This is a genomic window from Vibrio sp. H11 (assembly GCF_004804295.1).
In the GTDB taxonomy this organism is placed as follows: Bacteria; Pseudomonadota; Gammaproteobacteria; order Enterobacterales; family Vibrionaceae; genus Vibrio; species Vibrio ostreae.
In genome coordinates this window covers 77,315-94,067 of record NZ_SSHN01000004.1, presented here as the reverse complement: position 1 = coordinate 94,067, position 16,753 = coordinate 77,315, and the positions used below count along the sequence as shown (strand labels likewise).

Below are 16,753 nucleotides of genomic sequence, written 5' to 3'. Positions count from 1 at the left end.
ATTATTTGTCGTTCAAACCGTCCAGGAAACGCTCTGCATCCAGTGCAGCCATACAACCGGTTCCGGCTGAAGTAATCGCCTGACGGTAGTTGTGATCCATCACGTCGCCCGCGGCAAACACACCTTCGATGCTGGTTTGGGTTGCGTTGCCTTCCAGACCCGATTTAACCACGATGTAGCCGTCTTTCATTTCCAGCTGACCTTCGAAAATCGCCGTATTTGGCTGGTGGCCGATGGCGATGAAGGTACCCATAACATCAAATTCTTCCGTCTGTTCTGACTGAGTGTCTTTCAGGCGCACACCGGTGACACCCATGTCGTCGCCCAGCACTTCTTCCAGAGTACGGTTGGTGTGCAGCACGATGTTGCCGCTTTCCACTTTATCCATCAGACGGTTAATCAGGATTTTTTCCGCGCGGAACGTGTCACGGCGGTGAATCAGGTGCACTTCGCTGGCGATGTTCGACAGGTAAAGCGCTTCTTCTACTGCTGTGTTACCGCCGCCGACTACGGCAACTTTCTGGTTACGGTAAAAGAAACCGTCACAGGTTGCACACGCAGAGACGCCGCGGCCCTGGAAAGCTTGCTCTGATTCCAGACCCAGGTACTTGGCTGATGCGCCGGTCGAGATGATCAGTGCATCACAAGTGTATTCGCTGCTGTCGCCTTTAAGGCGGAAAGGGCGCTGTGAAAAATCAACCTGGTTGATGTGGTCAAACACGATTTCAGTTTCAAAACGTTCGGCGTGTTCTTTCATACGGTCCATCAGAGCAGGGCCGGTCAGGCCTTCTGCATCGCCCGGCCAGTTTTCGACTTCAGTCGTTGTGGTCAACTGACCACCTTGCTGCATACCTGTTACCAGAACAGGGTTAAGGTTAGCGCGCGCTGCGTACACGGCTGCCGTGTAGCCTGCAGGGCCCGAACCCAGAATAAGAAGTTTGCAATGTTTCACGTCGCTCATGATTGCTCCACTTTAGAAGTGCTCAGTAAATTGCAACGATTGTAGGAAATCTGGGACGGTAATAAAAGCATAAAGGGGCATCGTAACTGTAATTAATCGTTATTAGATAGAACTTGATGCTTAGCAAAATATGTTTAAATTCAATAGGGTTGTCGTTTTTTTGCCCAAGTGGTCCGGTTCTGCATTTTAGTGAGTAATTGTTAACCTACGCTGGATTTGTTGCCAGTCAACGTTATCGATGGTGAACTGCGGCGCGTGGTAAGTCCTTGGTTTTCATCGTTGCTGTTGTCAGTAACGCACGGAGGTTGAGTTATTACTTGCACAGCTGTTGTAATCAGGCGTATGTTTGGCGCTGATGCTAAGCGGAGTGTACCCATGATAAAATGGCCTGCGCTGCTCAAACTAGACGGTGATGATGAACTGCTTTATCTCGCCTCCGAGCAGCAATTTATTGAAGAATGTGCAGACATGATCGTCGGTGAGGGCGATCATGTGATTGATTGTTGTGGTCAGAGCTTTGCCATTGTGAGTTGTGCGGCCATTGTGAGTTGCGCGAACAGCGCACAAGACATTGAATTGCGCCCGACCGGTAAGCGCTATGGTGCGGAACAAGTGTGTCAGTTAATTCAGGCTCATGAGTTTGCTGCTGCTCAGGTATGTGTGACCAAAATTTATTTCCCTACCGTCGAGCAAGCCGTTAAAGCGATGGCATTCTGAATAGCGACAGAGCCGTACTGACCAGACAGGAACCTAATATGACCGGTATCACCGCACTCGATGAACTGCTGCGTAGTATGCAACCTGAACTATTAAACGGTGAGATGGTCTTCTGTACAGTGGCGGGTCAAATGGCAGATTATGTCGGCTTGGAGCCTGTGGCGATGATTCGTGAAAGGGAAGGTCTGACGCTGCTGGTCAGTAAAGCGCAGGCTGAGCAACAGGGTTGGCCGGTGGAAAGCTGCTTTCGTCAGATTTCACTCTCGGTTCATTCCAGCCTGGAAGCGGTCGGGTTAACCGCGGCGGTGGCATCTTGTCTGGCGCAGCGCGGGATCAGTGCCAATATCATTGCGGCCTATTATCATGACCATATTTTTGTTCCGGCGCATCAGGCCGGGCAGGCTTTAGCGGCATTGCAGGCTTTGTCATCAGAGAGGTAAATGCTCAACCGAGCATGGTTTACCGTTCGACACATAATTTACCGTCTGCCCCCCAATTTACTGCCTGACTAATAAAGCGCGAACCATCTCGGTTGGCGTCATTAACCGCGCAGCTAAGCGCAAAGGATACTCAGTTGTTAAAAAACCAAACCGTGGTGCTGTTTTTAACCAATGGCATTACAGCGCTGGCGTTCGCGCTGGTGTTACCGGTCATGAGTCTGTTTCTGGTCAGTGGGCTGCACACCGAGCCTGCGTATATTGGTATTTATACTACGCTGACGGCTTTAATGACGGTACTGGTCAGTCAGAAAATGACCGGGCTGATTGACAAAGGGGTTCCGGGTAAACGGTTGCTGCTGATCTCTCTGACGGGGATTGTGGCTGCGGCGTTAGGGTTTTCTGTGGCCAGCGAATTCTGGCAGGCGTTACTGGTCGGGTGTTTGCTGATGCCGTTCGCCTCGTCATCGATTCCGTTGATCCTGACCATCATTCGTCATTACGCTGACGCGAGTGGTAAAAACAGCACTAAGCTCAACTCACAAATGCGTTCATCGGTTTCCATGTTGTGGGTGTTTGGCCCGCCATTGGCATTTCTCTCAGTCGACCAGCTTGGTTTTGCCGCCAACTTTCGCACTTCTGCGCTGATCGCGGTACTGGTGATGATATGGGTGACTTTGGTTTTGCAGCAGCCCAAGCCAGAGCAAGAGGATCATCAGCAACAGAGCAAAACGGGTGCTGTCGCTGACAGCCGGCTGGGTTATGAGGTCTGGATGTTGGGCGCGGTGATGTTACTGGCCAACATGGCCAACAGCGCTTATATCAACACTATGCCGTTGTATCTTACCAAAGATCTTGGCTTGTCGACGGCTTATCCGGGCTGGTTGATGGGAGCGGCCGCGGCAGTGGAAATCCCGGTCATGCTGCTGGTGGCCGGATGGGCCGTGAAAGTAGGTAAATTATGGATTATGAAGGCCGCCTTTGTGTGCGCCATGGTCTATTATGTCTCGGTTTATTTTAGCTCCTCGGTCTGGACTATTTTGGCACTGCAACTGCTAAACGGCCTGTTTTTCGGTATTTTTGCCGGTCTCGGCGTGACGTTGATGCAGGACTATGCCGGCAAAAATATCGGTAAAGCATCGGCGTTTTACACCAACGCGATGTTAGTCGGTACCATGCTGGGGACGAGCTGTATGGGGCTGGTGTCGCAGTATTTTGGTTTCAAAGCGCCATTTTTGCTTTGCCTGCTGAGTATCGTGCTGGCCTTTGTGGTGATGAGCGGGTTTGAGAAGCGGGTCGGCGGCGAGCAAGCGCAAACGCAGACCGAGTAAATTTTGTCGATCGCCCGGTTGAGAAGCGGGTGACCTCAAGCCCGGCCGGTTGTGCCGGGCTTTTTTATCCCTGGTCATCCCGGCGGTTGCGTTTATCCTCCGAGTCGCTGTGCTTACCCCGGAGCGCGTATCCCGAAGCGGCTGCGCCGAGCCCCAAACAGTGTTTTATTCTGATTGATCTGATGATGTGTGGTTATATTGCGATTTGTGCAGAATTTAATTCTGCAGTGCTAATCGAAAGTCGTAAACGGAATAATATTGGTTAATAAAGTCTGATCTTATTTATATTACTGATTAATATTGATTTATTATTTTATTGGTGAAAAGCTTTGCTTTCTTAGCTATCGATACCGCTAAATTGGTCCTAAATGCTAATATTTCCTTGTATATTAGTTAATAATGTTAATTTATTTAATATATTGGTTTTATTTATTGTTTAAAGTTGATCTTACGACATGATTGCGTATTCTTGGTTGTGAAATATTTGTTAATTCACTCGCTGATCAATGTATATTCCTCATGGAGTCGATGATGTTACATTCTCACCAGAATACGCTACATATAACCAAATTAAGTCTTAACTCAGTGAGCCAGCTGGCTCCCTCTTTTGTCGATTTGCCTCATACCGCTCATGCGGACGGACAGTACCGTCTGCGCCGTTACTCAGTGATCAATTTTATCGCTGGTCAGGTGGTTGATACTGGTAAAAATGAGTTCATGCAGACCGACAAATTTAATCACTTTCAAGGCAATATCGCCCGTCAGTTTGAACCAGTTCTTGCGGCTACATTAGACAGTGAGGGCATGCGGGAAATGTGTGCACTGTTTGTGGCGGCCAATGGTTTACCGGATGGTCAGGAGATTGAGATTCATCAGATTCGCATCGCGACCGTGTACCAGGAAACGCAAGTAGCGCCTGAAGGTGTCCATCAGGACGGGTTCGATCACATCGCTATTGTGGCTATCGATCGTCATAACATCGAGGGCGGAGATATTCTGCTGTACCAGAATTGTGATGAAGAGCCTTTCTTCCGTAAAGTGTTGAGCAATGGTGAAATTGCGATGCTGGCGGATAACCAGTTGTGGCACAATGCTCAGCCGATTCGAGCCTGTAATGACAACCGCGGCCACATGGATTTGTTCGTGCTGACGGCAAAGCAGGGGCGATGCGCGCTACGTTCATGAACTGTGGGGATCGGGACGAATAACAAGGGCCCGTTCGCGGGCCCTTGCTGATTACTCGACAGCTCACCTTGTCATTGGCTCAATAGCTCAGTCAGACGTCGCTGCTCACTTCGACTTCGTATGAGGTGAATTTGCGAATGTTAATCACGCCGGTATCGAGGATCAGGTATTGTCCTTTGATGCCTTGCAGCACGCCGCTGACCAGCGGCTCTTTGTCAAAATTGTGCGAGGTGATCTTGGTCGGGTGCGCTTCAACCGGATAAGCCAGTTCAGTTGGCGCATCACTCACTTCGACAATCGCATCATCACCAAAGCGCTGTTTCAGCTCGGCGATTTTATCTGCCAGCAAAGGTTTCAGCTCGGCTGCGCGCTCTTCCAGCGGCAGTGGTTCACCATCGCCTTTCAGCAGGGTACGCCAGTTGGTTTTGTCGGCGATGTGCTGCGCCAGTTCTACTTCCAACAAGCCGGAAATCTGACGGGTTTTAACTTTATACAGCGGCAGGCCCTGTGTGGCCCCTTGGTCAATCCAGCGCGTCGGGATCTGGGTATGGCGGGTGATGCCGACCTTCAGGCTTGAGGTGTTCGAGAGGTAGACGTAATGGTCAACCATACAATGGCTCAGTGCCCAGTCCGGTTCGCGGCAGGTGCCCTGGTCAAAGTGGCAGGTTTCAGGCTTCATGATACACATGTCGCAGCTGGCCAGCTTTTTCATGCACACAAAGCAGTGACCCTGCGAGTAACTCTTTTTGGTTTTTTTCCCGCATGAACAGCAGTAGATATTGCCGGTGTGTTGCAAAGTGATGGTGTGGCCGATCAAAGGGTTAAGATCGACTTCGGCATCACCGACTGGCAGTCGGTACGAGACAACTCCATCTAAATCGGCGCGCATTTTATCCAGTACGCCGGTTGCGATTAGTGACATGACATTACTCTTGGTTGATGTATTTATTATTGGCTGAGCGCTCGCTAAGGTCAGCATCGGCCTGCGGCGCCCAGCTCTTAGGATAGTTTATCAGAAAACAGCGGGTAGGCGGCAGTGTGTCTGCTATCGCGCGCTGTCTGTGGCTGATGAGGGAACGGTATCTGTCGCGGACTGAGCCGCACCGTCCGCGGCGGAGTCCGCGCTGGTTTCTGCAGCTGAAACTGTGGTTTGCGGCGGCTGCGCGGGATCCTGTATCTCGATCGGCTCTTTCGGGCCGAGGAATTTTGGCTGGGTATCGAAGATATACAGATCAAAAAACGCCTTGGTGCGGGCAAACACTTCGCGCAGACGCACCTGGAAGCCAGAGTGATTCGACGGGCCGGCGACGGCAAGACACTTGGCATGAATGTCATGGTGCTCGGCAATAAACAGTGCCCGTTCGCAGTGGAAACGCTGGGTGATGATCAGAAAATCATCAGTATCGAAAATCCGTTTGGCGCGTACGATCGAGTCGAGAGTACGGAACCCGGCGTAATCGAGATAAATCTGCTGATCCGGTACGCCGGCTTTGAGCAGATCGCGCTTCATAGTCCACGGCTCATTATACGAGCGATGAGCATTGTCACCGCTGAGCAGAAAGCCGTTCACTTTGCCCTGCTGGTAAAGCTCAATCGCAGCGCTAATGCGGTGCGTGTAGTAATCGTTAAGCGTGCGTCCCAGGTACTTGCTGGTGCCGAGCACCACCGCTACCTGAAACTTAGGAACCTGGGTAATATCATTAATGATTTTATCGCTGGCTTGCCAACTCACCCAACGGTCAATTGAGAAGATTAATACAACACCGGCCAGCAGGCTGAGCAGGGCGCGGCGCAGCCACACACGCCACCGCATGCGACGCAGCAGGGTTGTGCAGCGAGTCAGGATGACTCTGGGGTTTAAATTTGACGGTTTCTTTGTGCCCATAGGCCAATTACAACAAAGCTGATGAAAATAATGGCAAACATCATGCCTTGCTCTAAATCAGAAAGTGTCCGAGTCAGGTAAGGGCTTGCTTTAATTATGATTAATCCATAACCAAACGCGTTAATCATAATAAAAATTACGGTACGCACGATAAAGTGCTGGTTGCGCAGCAGACGGCGCAGCAGGGCGTTGATTTCACCGCCACACATCACCAGCAAGCAGGCGATCAGTGCGGTAGAAATTTCACTGAGGTAGGGCGCGATGTAATGCCCGGCCGGGGCGAAAAAACTCATCATATCCGTATCTGTCTTTAATGATCCCTGTGACGGAAAAAATCGCGGCACTATGGTATGCAAAAGGATGCAATTCACAGTGCCGCGACTTAACCATGCTCAGTCAGCATGAGAGATTAGGGTGCTGTCAGCGTTCTGATTAGAACGATGTACGCTTATAGCGACGGTAAACAGGTTGCCAGAAGTGCTGGTCAATGGCTACTTCCAGTGCTTCATCTGTGATTTCCAGCGCAACACCTTGCTCAATGGCTTTCTTCGCAACCGCAAAAGCAATCTTCTTCGATACCGAATGGATAGATTCCAGAGGCGGCAACAGCGGGCCGTGACCATTAATCGCCAGCGGAGAACACAGTGCCAGAGCACGGCTTGATTCCATCAGCATTTCGTCGGTAACACGCTTTGCGCCAACCGCCAGTACGCCCAGGCCGATACCCGGGAAGATGTAGCTGTTGTTACATTGAGCGATAGGGTAAGTCTTACCTTCGTTGATCACAGGATCGAACGGGCTGCCGGTCGCAACCAGCGCTTCACCATTGGTCCAGCGAATGATGTCGCTTGGTGTCGCTTCAACACGGCTGGTCGGGTTAGACAGCGGGAAGATAATCGGGCGCGGGCAGTGCTGATGCATCTCTTTAATCACATCTTCACTGAACAGGCCAGGCGCACCGGATACACCAATCAGAACCGTTGGTTTTGCTTGACGGACGACGTCCAGCAGTGAGTAACCGCTGCCTTCAGTGGTCCACTCGGCGATGTTGGCTTTCTTCTGTACCAGACGTTGTTGGAAGTCGAGCAGGTTAATCATGCCCTCTTCCAGCAGACCCCAACGATCAACCATGTAAACCTGAGAGCGTGCCTGCTCGTCTGAAATACCTTCTGAGACCATTTGCGCGATAATCGCTTCAGCAATACCACAACCAGCCGAGCCAGCGCCCAGGAAGGTGATACGCTGCTCAGACAGTTTGCTGCCTGCCGCGCGACATGCAGCCAGCAGAGAACCTACCGTGACGGCCGCAGTGCCCTGAATGTCATCGTTGAAACAACAGATGCGGTTCTTGTAGCGCTCCAGCAGCGGCATCGCGTTTTTCTGTGCGAAATCTTCGAACTGGATCAGTGCTTCCGGCCAGCGGTGTTGCACTGCCTGGATGAAATCTTCCACGAACGCATCGTATTCAGCGCCGGTAATACGCGGATGACGCCAGCCCATGTACATAGGGTCAGCCAGACGTTGCGGGTTGTTAGTACCGACATCGAGCACGATAGGCAGAGTGTAAGCCGGGCTGATGCCGCCACACGCGGTGTACAGCGACAGTTTACCGATTGGAATACCCATACCGCCGATCCCCTGGTCACCCAGACCAAGAATACGTTCGCCGTCGGTCACAACGATCACTTTGACGTTGTGGTTGGCTGCGTTGTTCAGCAGATCATCGATACGGTCACGGTTGGCGTAAGAGATGAACAGGCCACGGCCACGGCGGTAAATGTTAGAGAAGTTTTCACATGCAGCACCAACGGTCGGTGTGTAGATGATCGGCATCATCTCTGTGATGTGGTTTTGTACCAGACGGTAGAATAAGGTTTCGTTTGTATCCTGGATGTTGCGCAGGTAGATGTGCTTGTCCATATCGCTTTCAAAGCTGCGATATTGCTGGTAGGCACGAACGACTTGTTCCTGTATTGTTTCCGTGGCTTCAGGCAGAAGCCCTTCAAGGTTAAATGAGGCGCGCTCTTCAGCGGAAAATGCACTGCCTTTGTTTAAAAGAGGGGTACCCATAAGAGCTGGGCCGGCATAAGGGATATATAGCGGACGTTTGTCGTTATTCATTTTCGACCTTTGTAGGGATGAACGGGAAACTTAAAAATGATAACGGCTTAGCCAGCACCTTGTAAATAGACAACCGGCCTCCATCAGGCGATTATTCTGCTAAAAATAAGCAATATTTTCATTACAGGTCAGAAATAGCCAGTTAACACTGCTTTGATGTGGTGCAGGCCATATTCAATCTGATAAGTATCCTTATTCACTCACGTTTTTTGTTTAACTATGCACTCATTACCAATAGATACGCTAAAAGCCACTTTTCTGACTCAGCTCAACGATCACGATTTGGTGGTTGAAGCGGAAACTGGCTCAGGTAAATCAACCCGTTTGCCTGTTTGGGCGGCAGAAAAAGGCCGGGTACTGGTCATCGAGCCGCGCCGCATCGCCTGTACATCGCTGGCTGAATTTCTCGCCGGGCAACGCGAGGAGAAAGTCGGAGCGTCGATTGGTTACGCGATCAAACTGGAAAACCGTTTTAGTGACGCCTCGTCGGTCGTGTTTGTAACGCCGGGTGTCGCGCTGCGTTGGTTTGCACAAGATCGGCTGGTCCGCTTTGAGACCATTATGGTGGATGAGTTTCACGAACGGCGCTGGGATACGGACTTACTGGTTGCGCTGCTCAAGCAAAGCGCGTCTCATCGCCTGGTCATTACTTCAGCGACCCTGCAAGCACAGCGTCTTACATCCTATCTGGCTGCCGAGCGGCTGCAGGCCAGCGGGCGAGTGTATGACGTCAATATTGAATACCGCGCTACAGAGAGCCGCCAACTGCCGGACAGCCGGGATCTCGCTATTCGGGTTAAACAGGAAGTGCTGGCCGCCTTGCAGCAGACGGACGCGGATATTCTGGTATTTCTGCCGGGGCGAAAAGAGATTCAGCAGTGCCAGCAGTTGCTTGGCAGCCACAATGATCTGCTGGTGGTGCCTCTGCATGCCTCGGTCAGCGATAGTGAGCGTCACTTGGCGCTTAATCCGCAATCGCGTCAGAAGGTGGTGCTGGCCACCAACGTGGCAGAAACCTCCCTCACTATCCCCAATATTGCTTGTGTGATTGACAGCGGACTGGAGCGGCGCAATGAACAACGTAATGGCCGCACAGCGCTGGTGCTCAAATCCATCTCCGAGGCCAGCGCCAAGCAGCGCGCCGGACGTGCCGGACGTGTGATGCAGGGGCGGGCGATTCGTTTATACGGCCAGCACGCGGCTCTGGATGCGGTGACGCCGCCACAATTGCAGCGCGAAGACCTGACCGAAGCGATGCTGGCCGCTGCCAGTTGTGGTGTACAGCTGGACCAGATTGAGTTTCTCGAAACTCTGCCGGATAAAACCTTGCTTCAGGCGCGCGACAGGCTCACCGGCATGGGAGCGCTTGATGATGAGGGCAAGATTACCGAACATGGCCGTCAGCTGGCTCCGTTGCCGGTCGATGCCTTATATGCCGACCTGGTGGCGCGTATTGCACCCAAGGCACTCAAAGAAGCCATGGTTGACCTGACGGCGGCATTAGCGGTACCGGCCAGCTTGTATACGCTATCAGGCAGTGAAGAGCAGCTAGAGCAACTGGCGCGGGATGAACCGCTGGGCTGCGACGCTCATCTACTGATCCAATTGGTGCGTGGTGCGTCATTTGCCGGCGTCAACCCGGATGCAGAAGCGCTGCGCGAAGCGCGCGGACTGGCGCAGCAGATGCGCGATATCTACCAGCTACCGGACTTAGACGTCGCTTCCCGCTATCAACAGCCCGATCTGGCGCGTGCGATTGCCGCTTTGCATCCGGAGCTGCTGTTTGTGCGCCGCGAACGCCGCACCGAAGCGTTGGCAAATGGCCGGATGGAAGTGATGTGCGGCCGTCACAGTCGCCTGCCTGCCAGCGCACAGGCGGCTCTGGTGCTCGATCAGCACAGCCTGCCCGGGCGTGGGGTAAAACAGACGCTGACTCTCGCCACCGTGATGATGCCGCTTTCCTTTACCGTGATTGAAGAGCTTAAGCTGGGGGAGTGGCAGCAGGCCGATACCGTGCAGGAACAGCATCAGTTAAAGACTGTGCTCAACCTGGTTTATGCCGGACGCGTGGTCGCCAGCCGCATGGTCGAAGCGAGCGGTGAGCTGGCCCTCAAACCTCTGGTTGATGCGGTGGTGGCCGGTGAGTGCCTGCCCGGTTTCGCTACTTTGCGCCAGCAGCAGATTTCCTGGTGGAAACTCTATGTCGAACTCGGCCTGGATCCCAACACCAGTCAGCATCATGATCTTACCTTCGAACAGTGGTTTGCACAGCAACTGGAAACGCTTGGTGTGGAAAGCGCGGACGATTTGGCACTATTTGAGGCCGACGATTTGCCGTTTGAAGGCATACCGTACTGGGAGCTGGATGAGTTCGCACAATCGTACCCGTTTGAACTTCAGTTGGGTGATTTGAATCTCACCGTGGAGTATTACATTAAACGTAAGCTTATCCATGTGGTATACAAAAACGGGTTACGTAAAACCCTGCCCAAACGCTGGGAACTGCCACGGTGGCCCGGTTACAAGGTACAGTTTAAGAAAGCAAGCCGCATTGTGGATATCGTCTGAGCGCCCCATTTTGTTAGCGGCCTGAAATATTAACCAAGCGGAGTGAGAGTTTATTGTCTTTGATCAAATATTGTTACCATTTTGATTTTTATATAGCACTAAGTGTTGAAGACGATGCATAAAAGAACGTTTTTATATATCGCATTGCTATATAAGAAATCCGGCATATGATGATGTTAAGAGAAACCAAAGCTGCCGGAGGACAGAATGGCGAACACAAATCGAATCTCTGTCGTGTTTGATTACACCAGTTTCCTGGGCACATCCTGCACGAAAAAATGGACGTTTTCCGATGCCCTGGTTTCATTCGCCCCTGTATTCGGAACCGTATGGCACGATACGGTCAGAGATGGCAAAAGCCATGAAGAGCGATTATGGGAAATGGCACTGCAGCGCTTATCGAGCCGTCGCAGTGATGAATCCAATCTGGTCACTCTGGTCAAACTGGCCAAGCTGGAAGGGATTCAGGAACTGAAATTAGTGATGCCTTATTCGCTCGAACCGGAGCAGATTAATGCCATCCAGGCGCGCGGCGAGGCTGAAATCAAAGCCACCGCACCGGAAGAGTTCATTATTACGCTTTAAGTGACGATGAAGGCTTTCAGTGCCAACGGGTAAAACAAAACGGGGCCGATGATCGGCCCCGTTTTTTATCTTTCACCTGACGCTGCTCAGCACTCAGTCGATAAGGCCGTACTCTTTGTTCAGTACGTCGATGATTTCCTGTTTCGGATTGCTGCTCAGCTCAATCTTATGACCGACAATCTTCTCGGCAATACCAAGGTAGGTGCGTGAGATATCCATCAGTGCTTCCAGCGGCAGAGCGTTATCACGCGCCAGTGCTTCTCGCTCCGGCATACGCTCTTTGTTCAGCAGGATATCCGGATCCGGGAAATAGTTGAGCAGGAACTGACGGAAACCTTCTTTCGAGTTTTCGACGATGTTACCGGCCTGATACTCTTTCGCATCCCAGATACGTGATGAATCAGGCGTGCCCACTTCGTCCATGTAGATCAGTTTTTCAACGCCGTTGGCATCGTTGACGTAACCAAATTCAAATTTGGTATCGACAAAAATCTGGTCGATCGCCTGCAGCGCATTGCTGATCACGCCGAAACCTTCTTTCAGCAGTTTTTCGTACAGCGCGATGTCTGACGCTTTGCTGAAGTTGAATGCCGCAAAGTTGTCTTCAATGTTCTTACGGGTGATGTTGACATCGTCCGCTTCCGGCACGCCCGGAATGCCTTTCAGAATGCCTTTGGTCGACGGAGTCATCAGCAGTTCTGGCAGTGCTTTATCTTTTTCCAGACCTTCCGGCAGTTCAATACCACAGAACTCACGTTCGCCCTTGGAATAAGCACGCCACATGGAACCTGTGATGTACTGACGGCAAATCGCTTCAATCTTGATAGGTTTGGCTTTTTGTACGATCCAGACAAACGGATGAGGAATATCAAGAATGTGGCTGTCAGCCAGGCCGTTGTCTTTAAACAGTTTAAACCAGTGATTAGAGATTGCGTTCAGCGCCGCGCCTTTGCCCGGAACGCCCTGCACACCACCTTCGGCATGCCAGATACAGTCAAACGCTGAGATACGATCACTGATGACCATGATCGCCAGCGGCGCATCTTCAGCCACGTTGTAGCCTTTCTCTTTGATCAGGCGACGGCTGTCTTGTTCGGTTAACCAGTAAACAGAGCGGACTTTACCACTGTGTACCGGCTGGTTGGTGCGGATCGGGAGGTCGTCATTGACGGCAAGAACTTGGTCAGCAAGGCTCATTTAGACATTCCTATCTTGTTTCAAACGTCGTTGAGAGAAGATATCCGTAGCGTAAAAACGGGATGAGATATCGAATACTGAGCGCATCATACCAGAACTATTTTCTGTCGCCAGAGAAAAAGCAAACGTTTGCCTGATTTGCCGAGGATAGTGTTTATATTATGCGGTGATTCTGGGTTCAGCCGAGCGGGGAGATTGAATTTGTATCGCATCGCCGCTCCGGTTTTACCATTTATCTCAGCTCAGCTGAATGGTATGTGCTGCTTTAACCCAGCGTTCACCCACAACACCTGCCATCGTGCGCCTTTTCTGCTGTTCCCCCTCAATACCAAGACATAGGTTGGTATTGAGGGGGGGGAGTGAACCAAGCCTATAAGCCAGGCCCGTTTACAGCCTAATGGGCCGCGGTTTCCGCTAACTCTTTGCTGTGGGTATTTGAGCCTAAAGCGTTTTTATAGCGCAGCATGTAGTCGATTTTGCCGCCTTTTTTGAACAGTTTATCGAAGCCTTTTTGGCTGAACTGGTCAAACTGTCCCATCTCTTTCACGCTGCGGTTAGATCCACCCACATTGCTGCTTTTCATCGTCAGTATCTGTTCGCTCACACGGGTGACTGCTTTGGCGTAACCGTCCGTTGAGTTTAAATCGAAGGCGGCGGTATTGACCTCTTTGCGTAGTTGTTTAGACCAGTAAAACTCCAAAAATGGCACAGGTTGCGGTGGCTTATCCCAGCTGATATCCCGGGTAAAGTACATCAGTGAACGATACGGATCATTGGCAAAGTTACTCAGTCCAAGGGATGTAGGGAGCTGCTGATAAGTGATGGCCTGATCGTTTTGGTCAAATAGCCAGGTGTTGCCATCCTTTACCATCGCCTTCCAGAACTCATCCATGTTTTTTAAATCACGGTAATCTTTATCTACCGTGACATGGATATTGAAATCAGGGCCGCCCTGAGGCATCTGGTAAAAGACGTTGAAGGTGTGGTGGCCGTCCGTTAAAAAGTATTCGCCATTTGGGGCAATCACTATGGTCTTCATGTCTTTTTTACGGGTTCCGACTTCTGACTCGCACTTGAACGTGGCAGGTACATTCGGTTGGGCATTGTCTTGAATGCTTTTTACCCCTTTCTGACCATTGGCTTCACAGATCTCATCAAACATTTTCTCCCGGTCAAACTGGTAGCGGCCAAGTTTATACATGATTTGATCGTACCCGACGGAAGGTTGCGTGGGTTTCAATTGGTGTAAAGTGACGCTGATGACATCGCCTTCGCTTACATTGCCTTCGCTTACATTGCTGGCGTGTGCCGGCAGGATGAACAGGCTCAAGGCACCAAGGGCGGTAACAATGACTTTGTGATTCATAGGGTTCTCGGTTTTTCTGGAAAGTAAACGAATAAATTAATGAGAGTCTATTGCAGTAAAGTGTCGGGATTATTTCATTGAGTGCTGAGAGTGTATCAAGGTGCGAGGTTATATATGACCATACTCTGGACGTGCACTTGCCCTGCAGCGTGTACGCGGGGAGACCGCCGAAACCGAATGGCTGTATCCGGTTTATAACGTGGCCCGTATCCGGATTCATGGCTGGTCTCTGTTTGCGATACGAACTGATAGTGGCGGCTAATCCTGCTGTGTCTCCTGGTGCGAAATCATTTTTGCGGTATCAAAAAACTCTTTGATGTAAGGATGCGGTTTTTTTGAATCGTGCAGACGAATCAGAATAATTTCGAGCGGTTCGCTGTATTCCGTCCAAATGTGCACAAGATGACCTTGGCTAATATGTTCGCTGGCAACAGAGCGGGGCACACAAGCCACGCCATTACCATGAATCGCCATCGGCAGCAGTGACTCAGAAATCGTTGACTGGAACACGACAGACAGCTTTTTCGCTTGCGGCGTTTTACTGAACAACGGAAGCGAGAGTTCCTGCAACTGTGAGGAGGGCGCATACGTGAGGTGAGGAATGAGACTGTCCTCGAGCCGCTCGACAGGAAAGGAAGCTCCGCATACCCAGATAAGCGCATCATCAACTAACTTAACCACTTCAAATTCATCCGATTCGAAATACTTGGTCTCGCCAGAGCCGCGATAGAACAGCAGACAATCCGCTCTTTGAGACTGTAAAGCCGCCTGATAACCGGTCACGGAGCGCACGCCTGAATCGATACTGGTGACCATAGGGCTGGTCATCTGGCTTAATACCCGGGTAAACCATTGGGGGAAAAAGTTACAGGCGAGAGTATGCAAAGATGCAATCGTCATCGGGTTGGGCTTGTTGGCGACCATTTCCTCGCATCTGTCTGCCATTTGTACCATTTCAGCCGCGATCGGATAGAGCCTCTTTCCTTCGGGTGTTAGCCGGATCGGTGTTTGGCTTCGGTCGAATAATTCTACATTAAGGTGTTGTTCTAATTGCTGAATTCTTCTGCTGAATGCCGCCTGGGACGAGGCGTTTAGCTGGGCCGCCAACGAAAATTTCTGGCAGTCTGCGAGTGTGATAAAATCCTTTAACCAGCGAATGTTCATTGCCTGTCTCCATTTGAACCTGTTATCGAATTTTTGCATAACCTATGCAAAATACGAGACATTAAATCCTTTCAATTGACCCATGTAAACGCCTATGTTGTCACTATGTGAACAACGAATCTGATTCGGACTGTCAGCGCAAGCTGAGTAATAAAAGGACTTAATATGAAACTGAATACGTTAGCCATGATTGTTTCTGGGCTGCTGGCCAGCAGCGTTGCGACGCACAGCTATGCCAATCTTAAAGACGACATCATTGAACGGGGCAGCCTGAAATGTGGCATTTCCAGCGACAAAATGGGTTTCTCGTACATTAATGACCAGGGCAAGTGGACCGGGATGGACGTGGACTACTGCCGTGCAGTCTCGGCTGCTGTGTTGGGTTCGCCGGACAAAGTCGAGTTCATTACCACCACGTCGAAAAACCGCTTCACCTCGCTGGCATCCGGCGAAATTGACATCCTTTCCCGCTCGACGACCTGGACTGTATCACGTGATGCAAAACTCGGGGCTGACTTCACTACAATCTGGTTCTATGACGGCCAGGGCTTTATGGTGCGTAAATCGCTGGGAGTGAAATCGGCCACGGAACTGGATGGCGCAACCTTCTGCTTATCGCCTGGCACCACTTCTGAACACAACCTGGCGGATTACTTTGGCTCAAAAGGGCTGACTTACCGTTCGGTGGTGTTTGAAAAAACCGAAGAGCTTTACGCTGCTTATCAGAAAGGGCGTTGTGACGCGCTGACCAATGATGTGACCGGCCTGGCTGCGCGCCGCACGCTGTTTAAAAATCCGGATGAACACATGATTCTTCCTGAGGTTATCTCCAAAGAGCCACTCGGCCCGTATGTGAAACAGGGTGAAAACGAATGGCGCGACATCGTTACCATGGTGGGGAACGCACTGATTGAAGCGGAAGAGCTCAATGTGACCCAGGCCAATGCGGCCAAGCTGGCCAAAACAACCAACAAGCCGGGCATCAAACGTCTGCTCGGTACGGAAGGCAGCCTAGGTACAGATTTGGGCCTGAGCCAGGACTGGGCTTTGAAAGCGATCGAGGCGACCGGCAACTACGGCGAGATCTTCGCGCGCCATGTCGGGCAGAACTCACAACTGAAATTTGAACGTGGTGCAAACGCCTTGTATACCGAAGGCGGCTTGATGTATGCCCCTCCTTTCCGTTAATCACATCGTCATGTCAGCCTGCGTTTGCGCGGGCTGACCATCCACGGA

15 protein-coding genes are annotated in these 16,753 nt (G+C 51.2%); 7 read left to right on the top strand and 8 right to left on the bottom strand.

Annotation, left to right across the window (positions count from 1 at the left end; all coding sequences use genetic code 11):
• Position 1 precedes the first annotated feature (1 nt).
• Complete coding sequence (gene trxB, locus E6C74_RS07550; RefSeq protein WP_136484094.1) at positions 2-961, bottom strand: thioredoxin-disulfide reductase; 960 nt, start codon at positions 959-961, stop codon at positions 2-4.
• A gap of 375 nt (positions 962-1,336) precedes the next feature.
• On the opposite strand from trxB, the gene E6C74_RS07545 reads away from it, so the two are divergent.
• The 4 genes from E6C74_RS07545 (at position 1,337) to E6C74_RS07530 (ending at position 4,631) form a co-directional block, all read left to right on the top strand.
• Positions 1,337-1,678 (top strand): DUF4144 family protein, encoded by a 342-nt coding sequence (locus E6C74_RS07545; protein ID WP_136484093.1) that lies wholly within the window; start codon positions 1,337-1,339, stop codon positions 1,676-1,678.
• Positions 1,679-1,716: 38 nt separating this feature from the next.
• Positions 1,717-2,118 (top strand): ACT domain-containing protein, encoded by a 402-nt coding sequence (locus E6C74_RS07540; RefSeq protein ID WP_136484092.1) that lies wholly within the window; start codon positions 1,717-1,719, stop codon positions 2,116-2,118.
• A gap of 134 nt (positions 2,119-2,252) precedes the next feature.
• Positions 2,253-3,446: a sugar efflux transporter gene (locus tag E6C74_RS07535; RefSeq protein ID WP_136484091.1), complete on the top strand. Its 1,194-nt coding sequence runs from the start codon at positions 2,253-2,255 to the stop codon at positions 3,444-3,446.
• Positions 3,447-3,977: 531 nt separating this feature from the next.
• Positions 3,978-4,631, top strand: a complete 654-nt coding sequence (locus tag E6C74_RS07530) for a 2OG-Fe dioxygenase family protein (RefSeq protein ID WP_136484392.1) — start codon at positions 3,978-3,980, stop codon at positions 4,629-4,631.
• Positions 4,632-4,722: 91 nt separating this feature from the next.
• On the opposite strand, the gene E6C74_RS07525 is transcribed toward E6C74_RS07530, so the two are convergent.
• From E6C74_RS07525 to E6C74_RS07510, 4 genes are all read right to left on the bottom strand, one after another.
• Positions 4,723-5,553 carry a DUF2797 domain-containing protein gene (locus tag E6C74_RS07525; RefSeq protein WP_136484090.1) on the bottom strand — a complete coding sequence of 277 codons (831 nt, stop codon included), beginning with the start codon at positions 5,551-5,553 and terminating at the stop codon, positions 4,723-4,725.
• A 123-nt stretch (positions 5,554-5,676) separates the two neighbouring features.
• On the bottom strand, positions 5,677-6,516 hold the full coding sequence (locus E6C74_RS07520; protein WP_168796981.1) for an ElyC/SanA/YdcF family protein: 840 nt from the start codon (positions 6,514-6,516) through the stop codon (positions 5,677-5,679).
• On the bottom strand, positions 6,489-6,812 hold the full coding sequence (locus tag E6C74_RS07515) for a DUF3392 domain-containing protein (RefSeq protein ID WP_168796980.1): 324 nt from the start codon (positions 6,810-6,812) through the stop codon (positions 6,489-6,491). Before E6C74_RS07515 ends, E6C74_RS07520 begins: the two co-directional genes overlap by 28 nt.
• A 136-nt stretch (positions 6,813-6,948) precedes the next feature.
• Positions 6,949-8,637, bottom strand: coding sequence for an NAD-dependent malic enzyme (locus tag E6C74_RS07510; RefSeq protein WP_136484088.1), 1,689 nt, complete (start codon positions 8,635-8,637; stop codon positions 6,949-6,951).
• 219 nt (positions 8,638-8,856) lie between these two features.
• Between E6C74_RS07510 and E6C74_RS07505 the strand changes: the two genes are divergently transcribed.
• Positions 8,857-11,205, top strand: a complete 2,349-nt coding sequence (locus tag E6C74_RS07505) for a helicase-related protein (protein WP_136484087.1) — start codon at positions 8,857-8,859, stop codon at positions 11,203-11,205.
• Positions 11,206-11,412: 207 nt separating this feature from the next.
• The gene (locus E6C74_RS07500) at positions 11,413-11,790 is read left to right on the top strand and encodes a transporter (RefSeq protein ID WP_136484086.1); all 378 of its coding nucleotides are present in this window, start codon (positions 11,413-11,415) and stop codon (positions 11,788-11,790) included.
• Between the two features lie 93 nt (positions 11,791-11,883).
• Here E6C74_RS07500 and E6C74_RS07495 read toward each other — a convergent pair whose 3' ends face one another.
• The 3 genes from E6C74_RS07495 to E6C74_RS07485 all read right to left on the bottom strand — a co-directional run bounded on the left by E6C74_RS07495 (position 11,884) and on the right by E6C74_RS07485 (position 15,517).
• Positions 11,884-12,987: a phosphoribosylaminoimidazolesuccinocarboxamide synthase gene (locus E6C74_RS07495; protein ID WP_136484085.1), complete on the bottom strand. Its 1,104-nt coding sequence runs from the start codon at positions 12,985-12,987 to the stop codon at positions 11,884-11,886.
• Between the two features lie 394 nt (positions 12,988-13,381).
• The gene (locus E6C74_RS07490; RefSeq protein WP_136484084.1) at positions 13,382-14,353 is read right to left on the bottom strand and encodes a ParB/Srx family N-terminal domain-containing protein; all 972 of its coding nucleotides are present in this window, start codon (positions 14,351-14,353) and stop codon (positions 13,382-13,384) included.
• 258 nt (positions 14,354-14,611) lie between these two features.
• Positions 14,612-15,517, bottom strand: coding sequence for a LysR family transcriptional regulator (locus tag E6C74_RS07485; protein WP_136484083.1), 906 nt, complete (start codon positions 15,515-15,517; stop codon positions 14,612-14,614).
• Positions 15,518-15,682: 165 nt separating this feature from the next.
• Between E6C74_RS07485 and E6C74_RS07480 the strand changes: the two genes are divergently transcribed.
• Positions 15,683-16,705: an amino acid ABC transporter substrate-binding protein gene (locus tag E6C74_RS07480; protein ID WP_136484082.1), complete on the top strand. Its 1,023-nt coding sequence runs from the start codon at positions 15,683-15,685 to the stop codon at positions 16,703-16,705.
• The last annotated feature ends 48 nt before the right edge of the window (positions 16,706-16,753 follow it).

Bases quoted from the DNA above. Each gene is read 5' to 3' on its own strand.
- E6C74_RS07505 (WP_136484087.1), top strand. From the start codon at position 8,857: ATGCACTCATTACCAATAGATACGCTAAAAGCCACTTTTCTGACTCAG.
- E6C74_RS07525 (WP_136484090.1), bottom strand. From the start codon at position 5,553: ATGTCACTAATCGCAACCGGCGTACTGGATAAAATGCGCGCCGATTTA.
- E6C74_RS07495 (WP_136484085.1), bottom strand. From the start codon at position 12,987: ATGAGCCTTGCTGACCAAGTTCTTGCCGTCAATGACGACCTCCCGATC.
- E6C74_RS07540 (WP_136484092.1), top strand. From the start codon at position 1,717: ATGACCGGTATCACCGCACTCGATGAACTGCTGCGTAGTATGCAACCT.
- E6C74_RS07520 (WP_168796981.1), bottom strand. From the start codon at position 6,516: ATGGGCACAAAGAAACCGTCAAATTTAAACCCCAGAGTCATCCTGACT.
- E6C74_RS07480 (WP_136484082.1), top strand. From the start codon at position 15,683: ATGAAACTGAATACGTTAGCCATGATTGTTTCTGGGCTGCTGGCCAGC.
- E6C74_RS07500 (WP_136484086.1), top strand. From the start codon at position 11,413: ATGGCGAACACAAATCGAATCTCTGTCGTGTTTGATTACACCAGTTTC.
- E6C74_RS07530 (WP_136484392.1), top strand. From the start codon at position 3,978: ATGTTACATTCTCACCAGAATACGCTACATATAACCAAATTAAGTCTT.
- E6C74_RS07545 (WP_136484093.1), top strand. From the start codon at position 1,337: ATGATAAAATGGCCTGCGCTGCTCAAACTAGACGGTGATGATGAACTG.
- E6C74_RS07485 (WP_136484083.1), bottom strand. From the start codon at position 15,517: ATGAACATTCGCTGGTTAAAGGATTTTATCACACTCGCAGACTGCCAG.
- E6C74_RS07510 (WP_136484088.1), bottom strand. From the start codon at position 8,637: ATGAATAACGACAAACGTCCGCTATATATCCCTTATGCCGGCCCAGCT.
- E6C74_RS07490 (WP_136484084.1), bottom strand. From the start codon at position 14,353: ATGAATCACAAAGTCATTGTTACCGCCCTTGGTGCCTTGAGCCTGTTC.
- trxB (WP_136484094.1), bottom strand. From the start codon at position 961: ATGAGCGACGTGAAACATTGCAAACTTCTTATTCTGGGTTCGGGCCCT.
- E6C74_RS07515 (WP_168796980.1), bottom strand. From the start codon at position 6,812: ATGATGAGTTTTTTCGCCCCGGCCGGGCATTACATCGCGCCCTACCTC.